At 55.9% G+C, this 19,858-nt stretch carries 15 protein-coding genes and 1 pseudogene; 6 read left to right on the forward strand and 10 right to left on the reverse strand.

The features are described 5' to 3' along the window. Positions 1 to 61 precede the first annotated feature (61 nt). The gene (locus KP814_RS24045; protein ID WP_216739160.1) at positions 62 to 1,162 is read left to right on the forward strand and encodes a prohibitin family protein; all 1,101 of its coding nucleotides are present in this window, start codon (positions 62 to 64) and stop codon (positions 1,160 to 1,162) included. Between the two features lie 8 nt (positions 1,163 to 1,170). Here the strand turns inward: KP814_RS24045 and KP814_RS24050 are convergent, their stop codons facing one another. Beyond that, positions 1,171 to 2,421 carry a spermidine/putrescine ABC transporter substrate-binding protein gene (locus KP814_RS24050; protein WP_216739161.1) on the reverse strand — a complete coding sequence of 417 codons (1,251 nt, stop codon included), beginning with the start codon at positions 2,419 to 2,421 and terminating at the stop codon, positions 1,171 to 1,173. Between the two features lie 342 nt (positions 2,422 to 2,763). Here KP814_RS24050 and KP814_RS24055 point away from each other — a divergent pair, with 342 nt between their 5' ends. Next, a complete protein-coding gene (locus KP814_RS24055; RefSeq protein WP_216739162.1) occupies positions 2,764 to 3,168 on the forward strand; it encodes a hypothetical protein in 405 nt (134 codons plus the stop codon). A gap of 95 nt (positions 3,169 to 3,263) precedes the next feature. On the opposite strand, the gene KP814_RS24060 is transcribed toward KP814_RS24055, so the two are convergent. Next, positions 3,264 to 4,130: an ABC transporter substrate-binding protein gene (locus tag KP814_RS24060; RefSeq protein ID WP_253938609.1), complete on the reverse strand. Its 867-nt coding sequence runs from the start codon at positions 4,128 to 4,130 to the stop codon at positions 3,264 to 3,266. Positions 4,131 to 4,351: 221 nt separating this feature from the next. Here KP814_RS24060 and zigA point away from each other — a divergent pair, with 221 nt between their 5' ends. Then, a complete protein-coding gene (gene zigA, locus KP814_RS24065) occupies positions 4,352 to 5,569 on the forward strand; it encodes a zinc metallochaperone GTPase ZigA (RefSeq protein ID WP_216739164.1) in 1,218 nt (405 codons plus the stop codon). Between the two features lie 113 nt (positions 5,570 to 5,682). Here the strand turns inward: zigA and KP814_RS24070 are convergent, their stop codons facing one another. Both KP814_RS24070 and KP814_RS24075 read right to left on the reverse strand, forming a co-directional pair. Further along, complete coding sequence (locus tag KP814_RS24070) at positions 5,683 to 6,867, reverse strand: amino acid aminotransferase (RefSeq protein WP_216739165.1); 1,185 nt, start codon at positions 6,865 to 6,867, stop codon at positions 5,683 to 5,685. Between the two features lie 73 nt (positions 6,868 to 6,940). Then, positions 6,941 to 7,900 (reverse strand): DMT family transporter, encoded by a 960-nt coding sequence (locus tag KP814_RS24075; protein ID WP_216739166.1) that lies wholly within the window; start codon positions 7,898 to 7,900, stop codon positions 6,941 to 6,943. 137 nt (positions 7,901 to 8,037) lie between these two features. Between KP814_RS24075 and KP814_RS24080 the strand changes: the two genes are divergently transcribed. Together KP814_RS24080 and KP814_RS24085 are read left to right on the forward strand one after the other, a co-directional pair. Next, positions 8,038 to 8,505: an Lrp/AsnC family transcriptional regulator gene (locus tag KP814_RS24080; RefSeq protein WP_216739167.1), complete on the forward strand. Its 468-nt coding sequence runs from the start codon at positions 8,038 to 8,040 to the stop codon at positions 8,503 to 8,505. Positions 8,506 to 8,819: 314 nt separating this feature from the next. Continuing rightward, positions 8,820 to 10,532: a discoidin domain-containing protein gene (locus KP814_RS24085; protein WP_216739168.1), complete on the forward strand. Its 1,713-nt coding sequence runs from the start codon at positions 8,820 to 8,822 to the stop codon at positions 10,530 to 10,532. A 91-nt stretch (positions 10,533 to 10,623) separates the two neighbouring features. Here the strand turns inward: KP814_RS24085 and thrS are convergent. Continuing rightward, positions 10,624 to 11,874: pseudogene (gene thrS / locus KP814_RS24090) on the reverse strand (threonine--tRNA ligase); the annotation flags it as partial. Between the two features lie 300 nt (positions 11,875 to 12,174). On the opposite strand from thrS, the gene KP814_RS24095 reads away from it, so the two are divergent. After that, on the forward strand, positions 12,175 to 13,695 hold the full coding sequence (locus KP814_RS24095; protein ID WP_216739170.1) for a pyridoxal phosphate-dependent aminotransferase: 1,521 nt from the start codon (positions 12,175 to 12,177) through the stop codon (positions 13,693 to 13,695). Between the two features lie 3 nt (positions 13,696 to 13,698). On the opposite strand, the gene KP814_RS24100 is transcribed toward KP814_RS24095, so the two are convergent. From KP814_RS24100 to KP814_RS24120, 5 genes are all read right to left on the reverse strand, one after another. Then, positions 13,699 to 14,694, reverse strand: a complete 996-nt coding sequence (locus KP814_RS24100) for a S41 family peptidase (RefSeq protein WP_216739171.1) — start codon at positions 14,692 to 14,694, stop codon at positions 13,699 to 13,701. Then, positions 14,691 to 15,242, reverse strand: a complete 552-nt coding sequence (locus KP814_RS24105; protein ID WP_216739172.1) for a hypothetical protein — start codon at positions 15,240 to 15,242, stop codon at positions 14,691 to 14,693. The genes KP814_RS24100 and KP814_RS24105 overlap by 4 nt, the downstream gene beginning before the upstream one ends. A gap of 27 nt (positions 15,243 to 15,269) precedes the next feature. After that, entirely contained in the window at positions 15,270 to 15,974 is a 705-nt protein-coding gene (locus KP814_RS24110; RefSeq protein ID WP_127971371.1) for a glycine zipper domain-containing protein, read from the reverse strand. Between the two features lie 26 nt (positions 15,975 to 16,000). Further along, complete coding sequence (locus KP814_RS24115) at positions 16,001 to 18,946, reverse strand: protein kinase (RefSeq protein WP_216739173.1); 2,946 nt, start codon at positions 18,944 to 18,946, stop codon at positions 16,001 to 16,003. A gap of 134 nt (positions 18,947 to 19,080) precedes the next feature. Then, on the reverse strand, positions 19,081 to 19,830 hold the full coding sequence (locus KP814_RS24120; RefSeq protein ID WP_216739174.1) for a protein phosphatase 2C domain-containing protein: 750 nt from the start codon (positions 19,828 to 19,830) through the stop codon (positions 19,081 to 19,083). Positions 19,831 to 19,858 lie beyond the last annotated feature (28 nt).

The following is a 19,858-nucleotide window of genomic DNA, read 5'->3' on the forward strand; positions in this document are numbered from 1 at the left end:
GGGTATGAATGCGACGGCATCCATGAGAAGTAAGGGAAATAAACGCTGGAGAGAGAGATTCATGACGCGTTGGCGGCCATTCTGGCGCCGCGCCAAGGTCCCTCTCATCGTGTTGTTTTTTATCTTCCTGTTTCTTGTCGCCTACTTATTTCACCGCATCTTCATCAATATTTACCCCGGGGAAGCCGGCGTGCTCTGGAAACGCTTCGACGACGGCGTGGAGCAGCGGGTCTACGGCGGCGGGCTGCACATCATCAACCCGTTCAACATCATGTACAAATACGAAGTGCGGGTGCAGCAGCGGGAAACCATCTTCACCGTGCTCAGTAAAAACGGCCTGCTGATTCGGGTGCGCGCGTCCGTGCGTTTCTCCCCCAATCGCAAGACGCTGTATCTGTTACATGAGTATGTAGGACCGGAGTACATCGACCGGGTGGTGATACCGGAAACCCAAGCTATTATTCGTCGGGTGCTGGGCGAGTATGAACCGGACGACATTTACGCCACCCAGGGCAACATCATTCAGAACATCGTGCTGATGGCGCTGACCGAACTGCAACAACGGCATATCGTGCTGGACGATCTGCTGATCAAGGAAATTCATCTGCCGGACACTGTCGCCTCCGCCATAGAAACCAAACTGGAAGAGGAACAAAAGGCTCTGGCGTACACCTATATTCTGGAGCGGGAGCAGTTGGAGATTCAGCGCAAGCAGTATGAGTCGCAAGGGATTCAGCAGTTCCAGAAAAACGTCAACGAAGGGCTAACGCCGGAATATCTGCGCTATCAGGGTATTCGCGCCACACTGGAGCTGGCGAAATCCAACAACGCCAAGTTAGTGGTGATTGGCGGCAGCGGCACCGACGGTCTGCCGTTGATTCTGAATACCGCCGGCGATACAACCACTGCGGCGGCGCCCAGTTCTCCCGTGGGCATTTCAGACCTGTCGTCCGTATTCGCCTCCAGCCTGAAGTCCACCAACATCGCTCAGACGGACGACGCCCTGACCTCCTCCGCAACGCCAACAGCACAGCCGAGAGCAAGCGACCCGTCCGCGCCCTCCAACGTCATCATCCCTTCAACGCCAACCGCCAAACCCAGCACCAAGAATCTGGGGGAAGGCATTGAACAACGTCAGGATGTGGGGGTGACCGTCGATTGACGGTCGCCTCAGAACTTCCAGAGCTGGTGCTGGCTGCGTTCGGTTTTGTAGTAGTTCTGCTTGCGTAGATGTTCGAAGTAAAAGCGCATGACGTCGCGCCATACGGTGTCGTAGATCTTCTCGTCATCCCCCAGGTACTGGCGGATAAACACAGGACCGGTGGTAGTGGGCAGGAAGTAGGCCGGGCCATTCACGATCTCGGTCTTCACATAAGGCTCCGCCTGTTGATTGACGGTGGCGAAGTAAGAGTAGTTGGTGACGTCCGCCGACATAAAGGGATCAAGCAAGCAGTTGATGTATTCCAGCGCCAGTTCCTGCTTGGTGGAGGTTTTGGGAATCGCCAGCGCGTCGAAATACACCAGAGCGCCCTCATCAGGTAGAGAGAAACGCACGATTTTCGCCGCCAGGCTGTTAATGCCGCTGACGTCCGGATCTTCATTGAGCGCTTCCGCAATTTCACCGCTCCAGGCCATGGTCAGCAACAAGTCCTGACTGGCCAGCATGTCGCCCATGCCGGAGTTCATCATGCGTATATCGTATTTGGCGATAGCCGTTTTCAGATATTCCCCCGCCTTTTGTACTTCGTCCTCATCTGTGGAATTGGGCGACTTGCCCATGGCGAGCAGCGCAATGCCAAGACTGATGCGGGCGTCCGGCGAAATCGCTATCAACCCTTTCAGAGAAGTGTTCGACTGCGGTTCGAACAACATCTTCCAATTAAAAACGATATTGCCGATTTCCCAGTAGTTATAACCAATGCCCAGGCTGCCGTAGATATAAGGCACCGAGTAGTCGAACAGGCTTCTGGCGAAATCCTGACGCCGCAGGTTCATCGCGATATTGCGGTAGTTGGGAATCTTGTCGTAGTTGATTTTCTCGATCAGCCCTTTCTCCGCCAGACTCAACACCATGTAGTCCGTGGGCATGATGATATCGAAGGGAATTTCTGGATCGTTGGGATTCTTGTCGTCGTTGCCGTGAAGATTCAGATGTTTTTTGAACTCCGCATCGGAATCGAAGGTGGTGACCTCTATGTTGATATTCAGATCCTGCTGAATTTTCTTGTGCACGGAGTCGGGAATATAGCCCTTCCACAGCAGCACCTTCAGGGTTTCCCTGTATTTCATCTTGGTGCCGCCCAGGGCGAGCGTATCTTTGGCGTCGACGCTGCGTTCGATTTCCTGCCAGTACACGCCGACCAGCAAGGCCATCAGGGCGGTAAAGACGACTAAGAAAAAAAGCGTTCCATGTTTTTTCATATTTCCTGTCCGGGATATCCTTTTTTGTCCGCCATAATGGCGCGGATGACGAGAAAATTATAGCGGATTTTATGCTCTCCCGACCTCCTGTTCTGGAACAATTAATCCCGCGAATTACTGGCTTCCTTTAGATGTCTGAAACGACAGCGCCGGCGCAATTCAAAATGCCGGAAATATACAATATTTCGTCACAATAACTGTGTTAAAAATACATCCGCACGCTCCCCTCTGGATGTCACCTGGAGTGGAGCGCCGCAAAGCGCAGAAGGCGTCAGGATACGTCTCTGCGCGGTCGTTTTAAGCCAATCAATAGGACTAGGCGAACATAATAAAGGAGAAAAAATGACTTATTTCAAACAAGGCATGATGCTGACGAGCGCGCTGTTGTTAAGCGCAGCGATACAGGCTCAGGAATTCGCCACAATAGAGGGAATTCAGGTGGTCGACGAGCAATATAACGCCGCTGTGATGGCGGGAGAGGAAATCAAGTGCGCGGGCTTATGGACTTTGTCCTGTATCTGGCCTGAGGACTGCCGCTATGTGAAAACCTCTACGGGGTTTGTCGACAACGGCGGCTGTGATGTGCACTGGAACCTGAACGAGCCCAACCCCGATCGGGGCTGCGGCTACACGAAGACGACGGATGGTTCATTGCATGCAAAATGGTATGACTTTGACGCTAAAGGATGTCCCGGTCGGGCCTTCGTGTTCGAAACCGGTCAGGAGTTTGAGGTGCTGACTCCTTGATCTGACTAACGTCAGACATTTTCTCAGGTTTTATGCCTGAAACGACAGACTCCGCGCATCTGCGCGGAGTCGCCGCAATCTCATCTCAGTTCCGCTCAGTTCTGTTCCGCCTTTTCCAGCTGATCCAGATAAAAGTCGTGCAGGACTTTATCCGAGCCAGGGCGGGTATAGGGCTCCAGTCCATAACGGCTGAGAATATATTTATATTCATCCGACTTAACAAACGTCTGAATAGCGCTGTTCAGCACCTCCCGGTCCTGCGGCGTCGTGGACTTCTTGCTTAACAGGAAATGCACGAAATCCTGATTCAACAGGTGTTCATGAATGGCCACCTTCTCCGCAATGCCCAGCGTTCGCGCCATGACGCTCAAACTGACCCGATCGCCTGCGATAGCGTCCAGGCGGTTCAACACCAGTAAATCCAGCAGTCGTTCGTTGTCTTTCATCAGGATCAGGCGGTTGTCTTTCGCCAGCGAGGCGTGATCCAACAGCTCGTACTCCGCCCCATAATAGGCGCCGATGACAGCGCCGAAGATCAGCTGATAGTTATTCAACAGCTCATTCAGGCTTGAGGCGGGGTAATAGTTCTGCTGTTCCTTGCGGATGAAAATCACCATGGTTTCATCCCGATAACTGACGGTGAAGCGCCCGTACACTTCCCTTTCCGGCGTAATGGAGGCGCCCGCCACCATGTCCACGCGCCCTTTCTCCAGTTCCAATAACGCCCGCTTGGAGGGAATCCGCACGAACGTATACTCGCAGCCGGCGAGATCCAATATGGCTTTGACCAGTTCATAGTCCAAACCGGCAAATTCTCCGTTTTCCTTCACGTACATATAAGGCTTCCAATTCGCCTGATTGATGACCAGGGATTTGGAGCAAGCGGAATAAGCAGGCGCAGCCAAAAACAACAGGCTAAACATGAGCGCCACGGTGAGCTTGGAAACTTTCACAGGGGACATTGTTGAAGCTCCGAGGTAGCCAAGGAGAGATGGTGGGCTGAATTGCAGAAGAGGCATTCCTCTCATAACGCCAGTTCTGTTGTTAATTATAAAACACCCGAACAAATTTTGACCGATATTCTTGTTTCCCTTTGTGAGTTTTAACTTTGTTGACAAAATAGTCTTTTTGTTATGTTATAACATTTACAAAACACACTATTTATCTCCCCAGGAGTCATACCATGCGTAAATTACCTGTGACCGTGCTGTCGGGATTTCTCGGCGCAGGAAAAACCACCCTGCTCAACCATATTCTGCAAAACCGGGACGGCCTCAAAGTCGCGGTCATCGTTAACGACATGAGCGAAATCAACATTGACGCCAACCAGATCAATCGCGAGGTGAATCTGAATCGCGCGGAAGAGAAGCTGGTGGAAATGAGCAATGGCTGTATCTGCTGCACCTTGCGTGAGGATCTACTACAGGAGGTGTCCCGTCTGGCGCGGGAGGATCGTTTCGATTATCTGGTCATTGAATCCACCGGCGTCTCCGAACCCCTGCCGGTAGCCGAGACATTTACGTTCAGGGATGAACATGGCGAGAGCCTGGCGGATATCGCCCGTCTGGATACCTTGGTCACGGTGGTGGATGGCGTCAATTTCATGCGCGATTATGAAAACGCCGCTACGTTGCAGGAGGTCGGCGAGTCGTTAGGGGCTGAAGACGAGCGCAATGTCGCCGAACTGCTGGTGGAGCAGATCGAGTTCAGCGACGTACTGGTAGTGAGCAAGCTTGACCTGATCAGTCAGGCGGAACGGGAAGAGTTGTTTTCCGTACTGCGCAAACTTAACCCGGACGCCGATATCGTGGCGGCCTTGATGGGACAGGCGCCGCTGTCTAAAGTGTTAAACACGGGAAGATTCGATTTTGAGAAAGCCTCCCGCGCGCCGGGTTGGCTGCAGGAGTTACGTGGCGAGCACAAGCCGGAGACCGAGGAGTATGGCATCGGCAGCATCAGTTTCCGCGCCCGTCGCCCTTTCCATCCTGAGCGCTTCCAGCAATTTCTGGAAAGAGACTGGAATAATGGCCGTTTGCTGCGCTCCAAAGGGTATATCTGGCTGGCCAGCCGCCCGTATGAAGCCGGAAGCTGGTCCCAGGCCGGCGGCGTGATGCGTTACAGTTACGCAGGCCTGTTCTGGGCTGGTGCGCCACAGGAATACTGGCCTCAGGATGAAGACTCCCTGCGTCTGATTCGCGGTAACTGGCTGGAGCCTTACGGTGATCGGCGACAGGAGCTGGTGTTTATCGGACAGGGAATCGATTGGGACCGATTACGAACCGAACTCGACGCCTGTTTATTGACGGATGCGGAACTGGCTCAGGGCGAAAAAGTCTGGGTGACCTACCCTGACCCGCTGCCGGCCTGGCGTTCGTTTCAAGATGAAAGGGAATCGGCGTAGTTGCAGGATCAGCCTGTTGGCGTCCGCAACTGCGCCTGACCGGCAGGATGCCTTAAAGCCCCGCGCGCCCATCCGCGCGGGGCTTTTTTATGAGGTGACGCCAGGTTGGTCTTTCAAGCGCCGACTGCGATAAAGGCCTTCACCACCGCGTCGATGTCGCTTTCTCTCAGGCCCGCTACATTCAAGCGGCCGCCGCCGACCAGATACACGCCATGTTCCTGGCGCAGCATAGCGATTTTCTCATCGCTCAGGCTGGTGACGGAGAACATGCCTTTGTGGCGTTTGAAATAGTCAAAACGATCACTGCCGGTCGCAGCCTGGAACGCCATCGCCAGTTGTTCACGCAGACGTTTGATGCGGGCGTTCATGTCCTGCAGTTCGGTCAACCAGGTTTCTTTCAACTGCGGATTATTCAAAATCATGGCCACAATCGCCGCGCCGTGATCTGGCGGCATGGTGTAAGTGGAGCGCGCCATTTCCAGGATGCGTCCCCGCGCCTTCATGGTCTCTTCCATGGTTTTGCCGATAACGATGGCCGCGCCGGTGCGCTCGCGATAGAGGCCAAAGTTCTTCGAGCAGGAAGTGGCGATGATCATTTCTTCCACGCTGTCAGCCAGGATGCGCAAACCAGCCGCGTCTTCCATCAGGCCATCGCCGAAGCCCTGATAGGCGATATCGACAAACGGTAGAAACCCTTTCGAGTTGGTCAGTTCCGCAATGCGTTTCCAGGCGTCCAGGGAAATATCCGCGCCGGTGGGGTTGTGGCAGCAGCCGTGCAGCAACAGCACATCGCTTTCGCCCAACTGCTCAACCTGAGCCAGCATGGCGGCTTCGTCCACCGCTTTGGTTTCGGCGATAAAGTAGGGGTACTCTTTCACGGTCAGACCCGCCGCTTCCATCACCGGGCGGTGATTCACGTAACTGGGCGAGCTGATCCAGACGGTGGCGTCCGGGCGCGCTTGTTTCAGCAGATCCGCCAGCATACGCAACGCGCCGCTGGCGCCAGGCGTCTGCACGCCTGCAGCGCGACTGTGCAATTTGGTTCCCTGCAACAACAGATCAACCATCGCTTTGTTGAAGATTTCGTCACCGGCCAGACCGACATAGCTCTTCGATTGTTGCGTGTTCGCCAGCACCAGTTGCGCCTCGCGCACAGCGGCCATGATCGGCGTTTGCCCCTCGCTGTTGCGGTATACGCCGATGCCCAGATCGATTTTATTGGGTCGGGGGTCTTCCTTGAATGCAACGCTGATGGACAGGATCGGGTCCTGCTTGGGGGCGCTTAAACGCTCGAACATGTTTTTTTACTCCATCTGATAGAGTGATTGACGTTGGAAATTCAGTGATTTTAGGCGCCGCCGCTTAACCTGCTCAGGCTTTCTCCCGGTTCAGCAGGCCGCTGGCGCAAATGACGCCTGAGGTTACCAAGCCCAGTCCCAACAGGGAAGCAAATTCGACGCTTTCCTGTAACATAACCGCCGCCAGCAAAGTGGCGCAAACTGGCGTCATGGAGCCAATGGCGGAGGTAATTTCGGCGCCCAGTCGCGAGATCGCAAAACTGTACAGAAAGCCCGCTCCCAGCCCTACTCCAATGCCTTGCACCAGCATCTGCGCCGTTAACTCCATCATAGGCATGTCGCTCCAGGCTAATTCGGGCTGGCTCCATAGCGCCCAGATCAATAGCAGCGCCGCATTCGGCGTCGTCACTACCGCTGCGGCCTCCAAGGGCTTCAAACCGCTTTGTCGAACGGAAATCGTAAACACCGCCCACATGGCGCTGCAGAATAAGAACAGCACATGACCGCGCCACAGGTCGCCGGAAGGGTTGGACAAAGAGGAATAGAGGAAACAGGAGGCGCCCACCGCCACCGCCAGCAATCCATATCGACGCCATACTGACAGCGGTTCCTTGAAGATCAGCACCGCCATTCCCGTGACGAACAAAGGCGCAGCTCCGGGAATCAATGTGCTGCCGTCCGCCACCGGGGCCCAGCCCATGGCGGCGGCGCTCAACAGAAAGAACGGCAGCCCCGCCCCCAACATGACGCCCAGCAGGTACAGTTTGGGGGCCGCGAGAATGCGATGCCGGCGTTTGATCAGCAAAGGCATCAGGATAAGACCGGGAATACAGAAGCGAAACAAGGCGAGATCGAAAATACCCAGGGGCGACAGCGCGCCAAACTTAAGGGAGAGAAAATAGCTGGACCAGATCAACACAGTGAGACAAGCAGCGCCATAACCCAGCAATTTTTGCTTCGAGTCAGACAGGATGGGAGTGACTCGGGTCAGGGACGCCTCAGAGTGAGCGTTAATGGACGCACTGGCGGACATAGGGATGCCTCGTTAGTTGTTTTTCCCATTATCATGGAAATTAAGAGGCGAAAACGGGCAACTTTCACGATCAAATAGCGCATAATTAGCTCATTAAGCCAATAAATTATCAATTTGTAGTGATTGGAGCTAATCGCATGCAGAGAGCAAATCTTGACCGGATAGACCGACAGTTATTGGATCTGTTGCAACAGGACGCCCGACTCACTACGGCGCAACTGGCGGATAAAGTCGGCCTTTCCTCCTCGCCTTGCGCCCGACGCGTCAGACACCTGGAGGAAAGCGGACTGATTCAGACCTACCGGGCGCAATTGGACAGAACCAAACTGGGACTGGGGGTCACCATCTTCGTACATGTCCGTTTAAGCCGGCACACAGAGTCCGTGGTCGCCGACTTCGAAGAAAAGGTGCGTAATATGGACGAGGTCGTGAATTGCCACACCGTATCAGGTCCGTTCGACTACCTGTTGCAAGTGGTCAGCGCGGATCTGCCGGGATACGAACGCTGGGTGCGCCGCCTGCAAAGCCTGCCCGCCGTCAATAACATCGACAGCAGCTTCGCCATCCGCTCCGTGAAAGAGCATGGCCCTCTTCCCATCTACTGAGCGCGGGTCAACGCCGTCCCGCCAACTTGCATTTGGGAACACTTTGGGAGATGACAATGACTCTCCCAACCTTGCCAATTAACTTTAAAAATAATCAATAACCAACTGTTTTTAAATTAATTAGACAAACAATTACGGCTTATTCCAAACGAAATATCACCTACTCCTTAGGCCATCCAGGGTATTGGAGCAGCCGTCATCTTTTTACACTCTTGTTGTTTCGCTGCAGTGCGCCATGATTTTCATTGTTGGCGGAACTCATCCGTACTGCCGCCCAAACCGCCCGGATATAAGAACAGCAGGAAGGAACTACTATGAACACCTCAACCGTCCCCCCTATCCCGACGCCGCCCTGCGCCGTCGTTCGTAAACCGTGGCGCTCATCCGCCTCCGCTCTGGCGGCTTCCTTCGCTCTGACCACTCTGGCCAGCGCCACCGCCCAGGCGGCGGTCACCGTTTCCGCCGATGGTCCGGGCAACACTTATGAGCTCTTCGTCGAAAAGCTCGGCGCTGATCCTGAAACGCCGGACTGTCGCCATACCGGCAGACATATTGCGGAAGAATGGAATGCTGAGCTGAACACGCATGTATTCGCCTTTCTTGCCCATGTGGACGAAGACGACGACCGTTGCATCAACAGCGACCGTCAGCGCACAGAGGTGAAAACGGCATCCTCTTCGCCTGACGAATTAAAAGGAACCCTAGACGAAACACATACTTACAGATGGAAGTTCAAGCTGGACTCAGGCTTCCAGCCGTCCAATAGCTTCACTCACGTTCACCAAATCAAAGGGGACGGCGGCGGTATGCCGTTGATAACCTTGACGCCTCGCGCCGGCAGCCCCAACAAAATGGAGCTCATTCATAATTCAGACAGCGTCAATCTCGGCAAGGTCAAAATCGTGGATCTGGAGCCCTTTATGGGCGAATGGGTGGAGGTCATCGAAACCTCCCGCTTTGACGACCACGGAACCTACAGCCTAAGCATCAAACGTCTGCGCGATGGCCAGGAGTTGATGTCCTGGAGTTCCAATGACATTGATATGTGGCTCAACGACAAGCCTTTCGTCCGCCCCAAATGGGGCATCTATCGCAGTCTCAACAACAAATCCTCTCTACGGGACGAAAAGGTGCTGTTTAACGATTTCTGCATCGCCGAGGGCGACGACCAATGCTCTGGAGACGGACCCGGCGACGGCGAGCCCGACGTCACAACCATAGAAGCGGAGACTGCCGGGTTGCACGCTCAGGCCAAAATCCTGTCGAAATCCTTTATGTCCGGCGGAAAAGGCCTGGGCTACATCGGTAATGGCGATAACTGGGCGGAGTTCAGAGTCAACGCCAAAAGCGCCGATTACTATCCCATGACACTGCACTTCACTTCGGGCAAAACCCGCACCCTGTACTGGAGCGTCAATGGCGCAGGAGAGGACTCCGCCGCGATGAACTCAGGCGGCTGGAGTCAGGTTAAGGCGTACGAGGACAGCTTGTTCCTCGACGCCGGAGACAACGTCATACGCTTCTACAACACCAGCGCCTGGGCGCCGGACCTGGATAAAATCGAATTCGGCGCGCCCCCCGGAGGCGAGCCTCCCAGCGACGGCGGCTCAACCACAGTGACCAATCTCGCCCAGGGCAAACCGGTTTCCTGCACCGATGAAGAGGACGGCAACGGCTGTAGTCGCGCCGTGGACGGCGATGTGGAGACGCGCTGGTCGGCGAAATATTTTCCCCAAGCGCTGACCGTGGATCTGGGCTCAAAGGCCCAAATCCGCGCGGTTGAGTCAGTCGCCTACAAAGATCGCGCTTATCACTATGTGGTGGAAATCAGCGACGCCGCCGCAGGCCCCTGGACGCAGATCGTGGATCGCAATGACAACGCCACTCCGGGAACCATCGACGCGCCTAACCACGATGAGGTCGATGCCGCGGGGCGCTACGTGCGCATCCGCGTCAACGACGCCAATGTCTATGACGGCGACTGGACCAGCTTGCTGGAATTCCGCGTATTAGGCGTCTCTCTGTAGCCAGTAGCCAGTAGCCAGGACGTCATAGTAATGGGACGGCGTGAGCCGTCTCATTTTCCCGTTACTCTGCAAGCCGCTACTCTGCCAGCCATTAGTCTGCCAGCGCCGTCTCATGAGCAGATTCGCGCCCAACAGCATCCACTGAGTTGGCGACCGCCAGCGCTTCCCTCACGATCGCAACGATATCTTCCCGCGACGCCAGCGCCTGCTCACCGCCACGTCGACGCACTACGATGGAGTTGTCCGCCATTTCCTGCGCGCCGGCGATCAAGACAACGGGCGTTCTGCTCCGCCTCAGCAGCTTCATTTTTTTCGCCAGGGAAACATCGTCCAGGTCCATTTCAACGGGGACGCCGTGACGCCTCAACAAATCGCCAACGCTTTCACAATAGGCGACTGAGTCTTGCCCCACTGACGCCAGCACCACCGGTTGCGGATGCACCCAGGCCGGCAGCGCCGCCTGATAAGACTCAAGCAGCACGCCGATCCAACGCTCAATGGAGCCATACACTGCCTGATGCAAAATCACCGGCCGGCGCCGTTCGCCGGCGGCGTCGATATAATGCAGGTCAAAGCGCTCCGGCATGTTGAAGTCCAGCTGGATAGTGCCCATCTGCCATTGACGCCCCTGCCCGTCCTTGAGCGCCAGTTCAATCTTGGGACCGTAAAATGCGCCCTCGCCTTCCTGCCGGACAAACTCCGCGCCAGCCGCTTCACAGGCCGCCGCCAGCATGAGTTCGGCGCGCTCCCAATCTTCCGGCGCGCCAAAGTAGTCCCGCTGCGGGCGAGTGGATATGAATACCTGTGGGCGTCCGTATCCGTAATCCGCATACACGCGCTCGGCCCGGCGCAAAAACGCCTGAATCTCGTCGCTGACCTGATCCCAGCGACAGAAAACGTGTGCGTCGTCCTGAGTGAACTGGCGCAGACGCATCAACCCGTTCAAGGCCCCGGAGCGTTCATTGCGGTGCACCGAGCCAAACTCGAACAAACGCAATGGCAGAGACTTGTAACTGCGCACGCCTCGCTTATACAGCAGAATATGCGCTGGACAGGACATGGGCTTCAGCGCATATTCCGGCTCGTCACCAAACCCGGCGCCGACAAACATGTCATCGGCGTATTTTTCCCAATGTCCGGAAGTCTCCCACAGCTCCCGCTTCAAAAGCTGCGGCGTGGCCACTTCCTGGAAGCCTTCGGCTTCATAGGCGGCGCGAATATGGTTTTTAACAGTCCGGAACATCCGCCAGCCGCGCGGATGCCAGAACGCCATACCGGGCCCCTGTGGTTCTGAATGGAATAGATCGAGTTCTTCTGCGATATCGCGATGATTTTTCATGGTTCGCCTCCTACGGCTTCGTTTTCAGTACAAGTTCAGGACCCGAAACGAAAACAAGAAGGCGAAAAAAAACCCTCCGGCTCTCGCTCGGAGGGTCCTTTTTCTTCAGACGCGCACTACCCTCCAAGCCATTTGGTGGTGGTGCGGGTGGTCGAAAAAAGATTGATGAGTTTCATGTGGGCAAACATAGCATCGAAATCAATGCAGCGGCAATCCTAATGAGGAATAATTTTAACGCCCAATGGACGCCCTGCGGCGAAAAACTAAACTTTACTATGCAGTCGTTAGAAATGGAGGTCCGATATGTCACGCACATTTGAGCGTCAAGACGCCCCTTTCCCTTCCGATCGTTCTACTTCCGACCATTCCGATATACCTGCTCCCCCCTTACACACGCCGTTTATGCGCCGTCACATTCGCGCAGCGGCGGATCACCTGCGCAATGACTCCGAGCAATTGCGACAATGTTCTCCCGAACAGCAGCTGTATCATCACTATATCGACGCCGGCGAGCCTCATGGCCCGCCGCTGTATGCAGTAAAAGGCGAACACTGGAACGGGGTCTGCCCGGGATTTCTGGATTTTATCAATCAGTTCACCTTTCGCCCTGAAGATATGGGGTACGCGGAGTGTGGTTACGGCATTCAGCGTCATCGCGACTTCCTGCATCGCCTGATTCTCGCCGAGCATGATCTGCATTCGCTGCTGCAAGGCTTCGCCGGCCGTATTGACGTTGGCTGTCTGGCGATGACGACGCGCATGGCCATGTACGATCTGGCGAAAGTCGCATATCGGCAATTTAAGGCTCGCTGGCCTGAAGCCGCGCCAGTAGCGCTGGTTCCCACACCCAGCTGGGACTATCGAGGGATTTTCAAAGATGTGGGCTTTGAAGTGGTCTATCTGCCCATCCGGCCGCAACATGGCTGGCGGCCCAATTTATCGGAATGGAAAGACATTATCGGCGACCTGCGCGGACTGCAAAGCCGACGCATTGCGCTCGCCGTCAGCAACCCGCAGCATAATCCCACCGGCATGCAGTGGCCGACGGAAGTGACGGAGCACCTGTTACAGGTTTGCGCCGAGGAGTCCGCTTATTTGCTCCTGGATGACGCCTACTTCAATGTGCACGACCCCAGAACGCCAATAGTGAACCACCTGAAGGCGCTCTTGCAGGCTTTTGATCAACATGGCGGAGACAACGCGCTGGTTCGCTCCGGCATGTTTGAACGCTGGGTCTCCACGCGCCCCTTCGGCAAGCAATTCAGTTGCAACACCATGGGCGTGGCGGCGATCACGACATCTCCCCTGCTGTTGCGTCAGCTAGCGCGAGAATCCTGGATCAACCGCTATCACTGCAATACCCACAACGCGGAAGTCATGTGCGCCTGGCTGGCCACCCAAGACGCCGCGGACTGGACGGTAGAAACCGGGCTGCAGTACGCACGACAGAAAGAACATGTGAAACAGTTTCTGGTGACGCACCTGGGTTGGCCGCAAGACGAAGTCTGCATCGGCCCCTCCACGTCTTACATGATTTTCGCCGTGCCCGAGGTCTACCAGAAAGAACCCGCCGGCATTGATCACTTCCGCGACGACCTGTTCTACGCTACCGGCACGATGTTATGCGCGTCGCTGTTCAATCAACAGGCCCCGGCCCCCTATGTGCGGCTTCACCTGGGAAGTCATCCCGATATCATTGATGAGATTTTGAGGCGCTGGAGCACAGGCGGATTGCACTATCGACAGAAAGGCCCATTTGCAGGCCAGGAAGCGTTAAAGGCACCGCTGCCTCAGCAGCGGTTTCGAACGCAGGCTGAAAGCTGAGCGTTAATCTTCCCGTTGCGGCAGGCCTTTAAGCACCGCGGCGGGAAGAAATCGCCGCGGCGCCGGAATAGCCTGATCCACCGGGATACCGGCGCCGCGGCATTCAAAGTCCGGCGCGTAGGCGTAATAGTGGGTGGTCAAATGCAAACGGCTGCCATCGTTCAGCATGAATTCCTGCTGGGACCAGCATTTGCCGTAGGAAGGCGCCCCCGCAATGGGAACGTCCATATGCGTCTTCAGCGCGCCCGCCATCACTTCGCATGCGCTGGCGGTGAGTTCGCTTTGCAGAATGACGCCTGGAGCCGCCGGGTGGTTTGCGGTTTTCTGGCTGTAATACTCATACTTTTCCCCGCTGGCGGCGATCAACTCCGCGATTTTCTTGTCTTCGGGCAGCCAATCGGAAAGTATGTCGATGGTTTCGTATAAGTCGCCGCCCTGACAGTAACGCAGATCCAGGGTATACCCTTCTTTCAACCTTACGCTGAGACGATTGAGGGTGGCGCGGGTTGAGCGGGCGTCAATACGGAATAAGGTCAGCGTTTGTTGCTTCGCGTCGACGATCATATCCGGCGCATTGAAGGGCTCTAAACGCACCTGATGGGACCAGCTTTCTGACTGGTCAGGCCAACGGCCTTCGACAAGAACGATTTCACTGTCAGGACTGATTTTACTGGGATTTAGCCAAATGAAAGGACGGTTGACTCCCGCTTGCTCCAATCCGCAGTCCGGCAGCGGGTATATCAAGCGCTGACGACCTAGCGCGAATTCCACTCCGCCCAGTCCGCGCCGCGCGCGCTCGGGGGGAATCACCAGACCATAGGGGTCCAGCAATGGCAGCAGTCGCGCCAAATCCTTGCGCTCCTGCAATAGCAGCGCCTTGGCGGCATCGCTCGCATACCAGTTTTCATTGACGATAGTGTCGAGAGAAGCGGCCGCCGCAGAAGCGCAGGCGGCCGCCAATAACAGGCATGGAAGCGCAGAGCGTCTTCCCGGGATCATTGCAATTGAAGGTCCGCGCGTTCCTGCAGCAACTGATATTCATCCAGCAGACTGTCGCGCTGATTTTCCAGCGAGGCCATGTCGGCCGCCGACATGACTTCACTGCCGACTTCGGCGCGCCCGAGCTTAACCTTCAGGTTATTCATGGCGTACTCCAGTTCGGCGACTTTATCCTGCAGTTCCTGCTTGCTGGATTCCTGCGCGCCCACTTTTTGCTTGAGCGCGGACAGGTTATTGGAAGCCTTGTCCAATTGCTTTCTCAGCTTGTTCAACTCTGCGCGCTGAATCTTGAGCGCCGCCGTGCGCTCGGCTTTGGTCATTTCCAGCTCGCGGTTGCCGGCTTCGACTTCCGCAGTCTCTGCGTTAACCTCGCCCAGCTCACGCTCTTTGCCGACCTTACGCGCTTCGTAATCGCCGCCGTACACCCCATACAGGCCTTCAAAAAAGCCGCCTTTGCGGGGGTTGTTGTCCGTATTCGGCTGATGCGCGCATCCTCCCAGCAGGAAGGATGCGGCGATCAGGCCGGCAGACAGAGTTCGCAGAGTCATAGGCGCTTCTCCTTGTCCGGCCTGAGATTAGATCAGGTTCTGCTGGATAGCCGCCAGCTGCTCTTCCTGCACGCGCATGGAGCGGATAGCGTCAGTCAGTGCGACGATTTCTTTCTGCAGCGCGTCTTTTTCAGGCGTCGGCGCAGGGTTTTCAGCCAGCATGGCGTCGAACTTGGTCACCAGGTGCTGATGGTAGTCTTCCAACACTTCGATCTGGCCGGCGTTTTCTGCGGAGACTTTTTGCAGACGCTCATTCTGCTTGGCGTACACCAGCTTTTTGTTCTGGTTGGACACTTTGGTCTTTTTGACTTGAGCGATTTCTTTTTCGATGGACTCGATTTCTTTCTGCAGATTGTTTCTGGTGTCCAGTGCGTACTCGCGCTGTGCGGTGGACTTGGCGATCATCACGTCCAGAGTATCTTCCTGGGAGATGGCTTCTTCACGCTGATCCTGCACGTGGCTGCCCAGCAGACCGCCCAATAGACCACCCGCCGCTGCGCCGACCAGTGCGCCGCGTCCGCGTTTGTCCTTATCCACCAGAGCGCCAGTCACTGCGCCCAAAGCCGCGCCGGTCACCGCGCCTTCAGTCACGGTTTGGGTGCGCTGGTCGCTGGTGGATTGAGCGGTTTGCTGATCTGCTTTCTGGTCCGCATTCTGCGGCTTGGCGTTTTGTTGCTGGCAACCGGTAGTAGCCAGTGCGCCTGCGAGGATAAGGAGGCTTAATTTCTTCATCGTTACTAATCCTTATAGCTAGTCGTTTAATTCAAGATTGCGTTCAATTGATCTTTCAATTCGTCGTCTCCAGCCTCAGCAGTGGAAATGCATTGGCCGAGATGATCCAGCAGCAGGCGGGTAACAGGCTGATCGGATAGATTTGCGGTTGTCACTCCGTTGTCCTTTAAATGACGGGTAAACTTCTCTGCGCTCAGATTCTGATCGCATGCGTTCGCCAAAGCTGTTTTGTATTCCCCTAAACTCTGCGCCGCCTGATCCTGCGCAACATTGAGCTGCGCACGCGTCTTCTGAACATCCTGCTCGTAACGGCTACCAAAACGCTCTCGTAAATCTTCGTTCACTTTGAGGCGTTTTTGCAGAGTAAATGTATTGCTTTCGGCCTTCACCCAACTACTGTAATGCTGATAGAGGAACAGACTGAGGCTGGGACTGAGGTCCTGCGTCACTGTTCCATTGGCGGGCGCCGGGCCGCCAAGGCCGGTTATTGTAGCGATTGGAGAAGGAATTAGCACTATTACGGCTAAAATTCCCCCAGCCGAGCCTAACCCGGCCACTCTCGCCAGACGTTGTCCGAAACGTCCGTCCGGCGCTTTGGCGAACACCTGCCGAATGCCGATGCCCGCCACGAAGCCGCCCAACGCCAGGGTAATAAGATACTGCATGGGTCCGGCAAGATTTGTCCCCAGCCGTTTGATGGAGGACAACATATCTCCCACCGAAGAGAGATCCACGGGAGATCCTTCCACCAGGGCCAGCCCGCACACCAATGCGCTCAAACTCAGCCCGTGCAGCAACAGATATTTCGGGCGGAACGGAATGCAGCCCAGCAGTACGCTGAACATCAGGCCGAACACCAGCCCTTTTTCCGCCTGCAGGTAGGAGGCGTGATTGCGTAAGGTGAACAGGATGAAGCCGGTGGACATGGCGGCCCACAGCGAGCCGAAAATAACACGTTCAATCAATGCGCGCTTGTAGCGACGCTTCTCTTCCCGCTCGTCCGCCAGTTGCGCTTCCGCCATCGGCAGCAGATCAAGGATGAATCTGGCCTCGGCGATACTGGTCGGCTCCGCCCGATAGATACGTCCGAACCACTTGACCTGAGAGGCCTCCCGGAAACGCTCAATGGAAACCTGCGCCATAATCTCGGCGGGAGACTGGTGCTTGAGTATCGCCTCCAGCACATGGGCCATGAAGGCCATGCCGGGCATTTTTTCGAACGCGCCAGGCTGGGTGAAAGACCCCATTTCGGCGAACTTCAGCGGGATATTCAACAGCGGATTGGCTTCCACTCTCGGCATCAGCGTCTCGGTTCCGCTCTGCTGCCGCAGTCCCTTCAGAGACGTCAGATAAGCGATAACTTCCCGCTGCCAATTGTGGGCGTACTGGCGCAGGGTGACGTCTCGTTGCGTCTTGCCCGCCTGCTCCAATAAATTGTGACGATAGGCCCCGGTCAGGGTTTCCAGGTTGCTGCGGGTCAGGTTCTTGGCGCCTTGCCCGAGAAACGCCTGCAGTCCTTCCCGGGTCAGCTCCAGTTCTTTAAATTTGGCCTTGAGACTGGGATTCAGATAACTGATGAACTTGAACAGACGCAGGTTGGGATCGCTGCTTTCCTGGGCGAAGTGACGCACCCGTTGCGCCGCCTCCAGGTTATCCTGTGAGGAAAACCAGTTTTCCAACTGCTTGGCCAACACCTTGTCCACCAGAGGGTTAACGTCCCACTCCGATTGTAGCGCCTTGCCGACTTCCTCCAACGTCATGCAATCATGCAGACCAATTCGGAAAGCCCCTTCCGGCACCTTGCCGCGTGCGGACACACGCCGCGCCTTTACCGGCTCCAGGTCCCGATACACAGGAATGTCGTTGTCGCCAGCCAGCCAGCGGCCAATTTGCTCCGTTCCCCAACGCAGCTCATTGTTACGAGTCAGCAGGCCTGCGCATAACAGACGCCAGCGCACGTCGGCGACGCCGCTCACATCGATGTCATGCAGGATCTTATAGTCCACCACCGTTTCGTGGTCGATTTGCTCGAAAACGCCCTTGCCGCGCAAACACTCCATGATGATCATGCCCACCGACCACCAGTCCAGAGCGGCGGATTTGAGACCCGTGCTGGCCTCCGGCGCCGCATAGCGCTCGGTGCGGGAGATCGTGGTGCGGTTGCTTTCGGTATTCATCATGGAGGAAATACCAAAGTCCACCAGACAGATATCCAAAGGCGAGGTGGTGCGCAGCAGGATGTTGTCAGGTTTTAAATCCCGGTGGACGATGGAGTGTTCATGCAGACGGGTCAGTGCGTCATGCAATTGCGCCAGCAACTTGTGCACCATGGTCAGCGACATGGGGCCGCTGAGAGATTTCAGGTAGGTTTTTAAGGTTCCGGCCTGTACAAATTCCATCACTTCGAAGAAGCGATGGGTGCTCATACAAAACTGAGCTTCTATCAGGTTAACAATATGGTGCTTGCCCTGATTCCCCAACAGATAACGCACCACTTCGTCCTTGGGGCGCATATTCGGGTTGTACAATTTAAGAATGCAGTCTTCGCCGTTGTCGTGACGGGTGACTATGCCGACGGTGGCTTCCGCGCCGATGGTGGTCAGCCATTCCACCAGATCATAATTCTGCAGAATCGCCGGAGGGATCACCCCCCAGGTGGAAGCTTTACCGGTGGCGGTATTGTCTGTGCGTCGCGAGGTGTTTGACGACACCGCCGTCGCGGGCTGCGGCACCACTTTGGTTTCCGGGGCCGCTTCAGGCTGCGGTTCGGTCCGCTCCTGGGGCTCCGTGCGCAATTGCGGCTCGGTGGGCTCATCCTCCTGCGCAGCGTCTTCCTCGGCGGATCGCGCCTGCGCCAGTTGAGTCGGCTCCATCCCCGGCGCTACTACCGTCGGTTCACAGTCCTGTTGCGGTTGAGTGGGATCCACCACTTCGTCCAAGCTATCCTGTGAAGGGCGAGAATCCTCAGTCACTGCACCACTCCGTCAGACCTCTGAGTAAAACGTACGTCAACGGCCGCTGTTTAAGCGCAAGCCGCATGAACACCAAAACACAATCCCGGGCATGACGACATGGCGTCTCCCGGGACAGGTCGCACACACCGGATTCAATCATCCAGTCTTTCTATAAGAATAAACGAAAAATTGTCATGCGCTCCGCCAGCTTTGATACGAGCGCTCAGCCAGTCGCCAACCTGCTCTGTGTCGCCGGACATCATGTTGGCCTCAAATTCAGAGGCGGAGATGATATCCGTCACCCCGTCGGTGCAGATCAGTAATCTGTCAGTGACGCCGAATCGAATCGGGCGGTAGTGGGCGAAGGGAGCATTGTTAACCGGCTCTACTCCCAGGGCGGCGATCAGTTTGTGACCGTCCAGCCCGGTTAATTCAGGTGGGTCATCATCGTCGTATCCGAACACATCGTCAATACTGACCTGACGTAAGTACCCGAATTGCCAATGATAAATGCGCGAATCTCCAATATTGAACGCATGCAGCGCGCCCTCTTGCTCGTAGACGCCCGCCAGAGTGGCGCCCAGTCCGTGGGTCTCGGGACGATTATGCATCAGCTCCGCCAGACGGGACTGACATCGGTCCAGTACGCTTTGTAAATCCGGCGCAGCGCTGAGATTGCACGCCGCCAGAGTGGAGCACAGCGTATAGCTGGCTAACGCGCCGCAGGCATGACCGCCAAGACCGTCCGACACGGCCCAGCTTTCCGCTCCTGCGGTTTCAAAATACCGGGTGACGGGCTCCGGCATAGATTGATTAATAACCTGACCGCAGATCAGCACAGTGTCTTCATTGTGCTCTCGTTGCAGTCCGGTATTGGTTTGAAACGTTACCTTTAATTTCACTCTTTGCGATCCCTGACTTTACTATCGA

Source organism: Hahella sp. HN01 (assembly GCF_018986435.1).
Lineage (GTDB): Bacteria > Pseudomonadota > Gammaproteobacteria > Pseudomonadales > Oleiphilaceae > Hahella.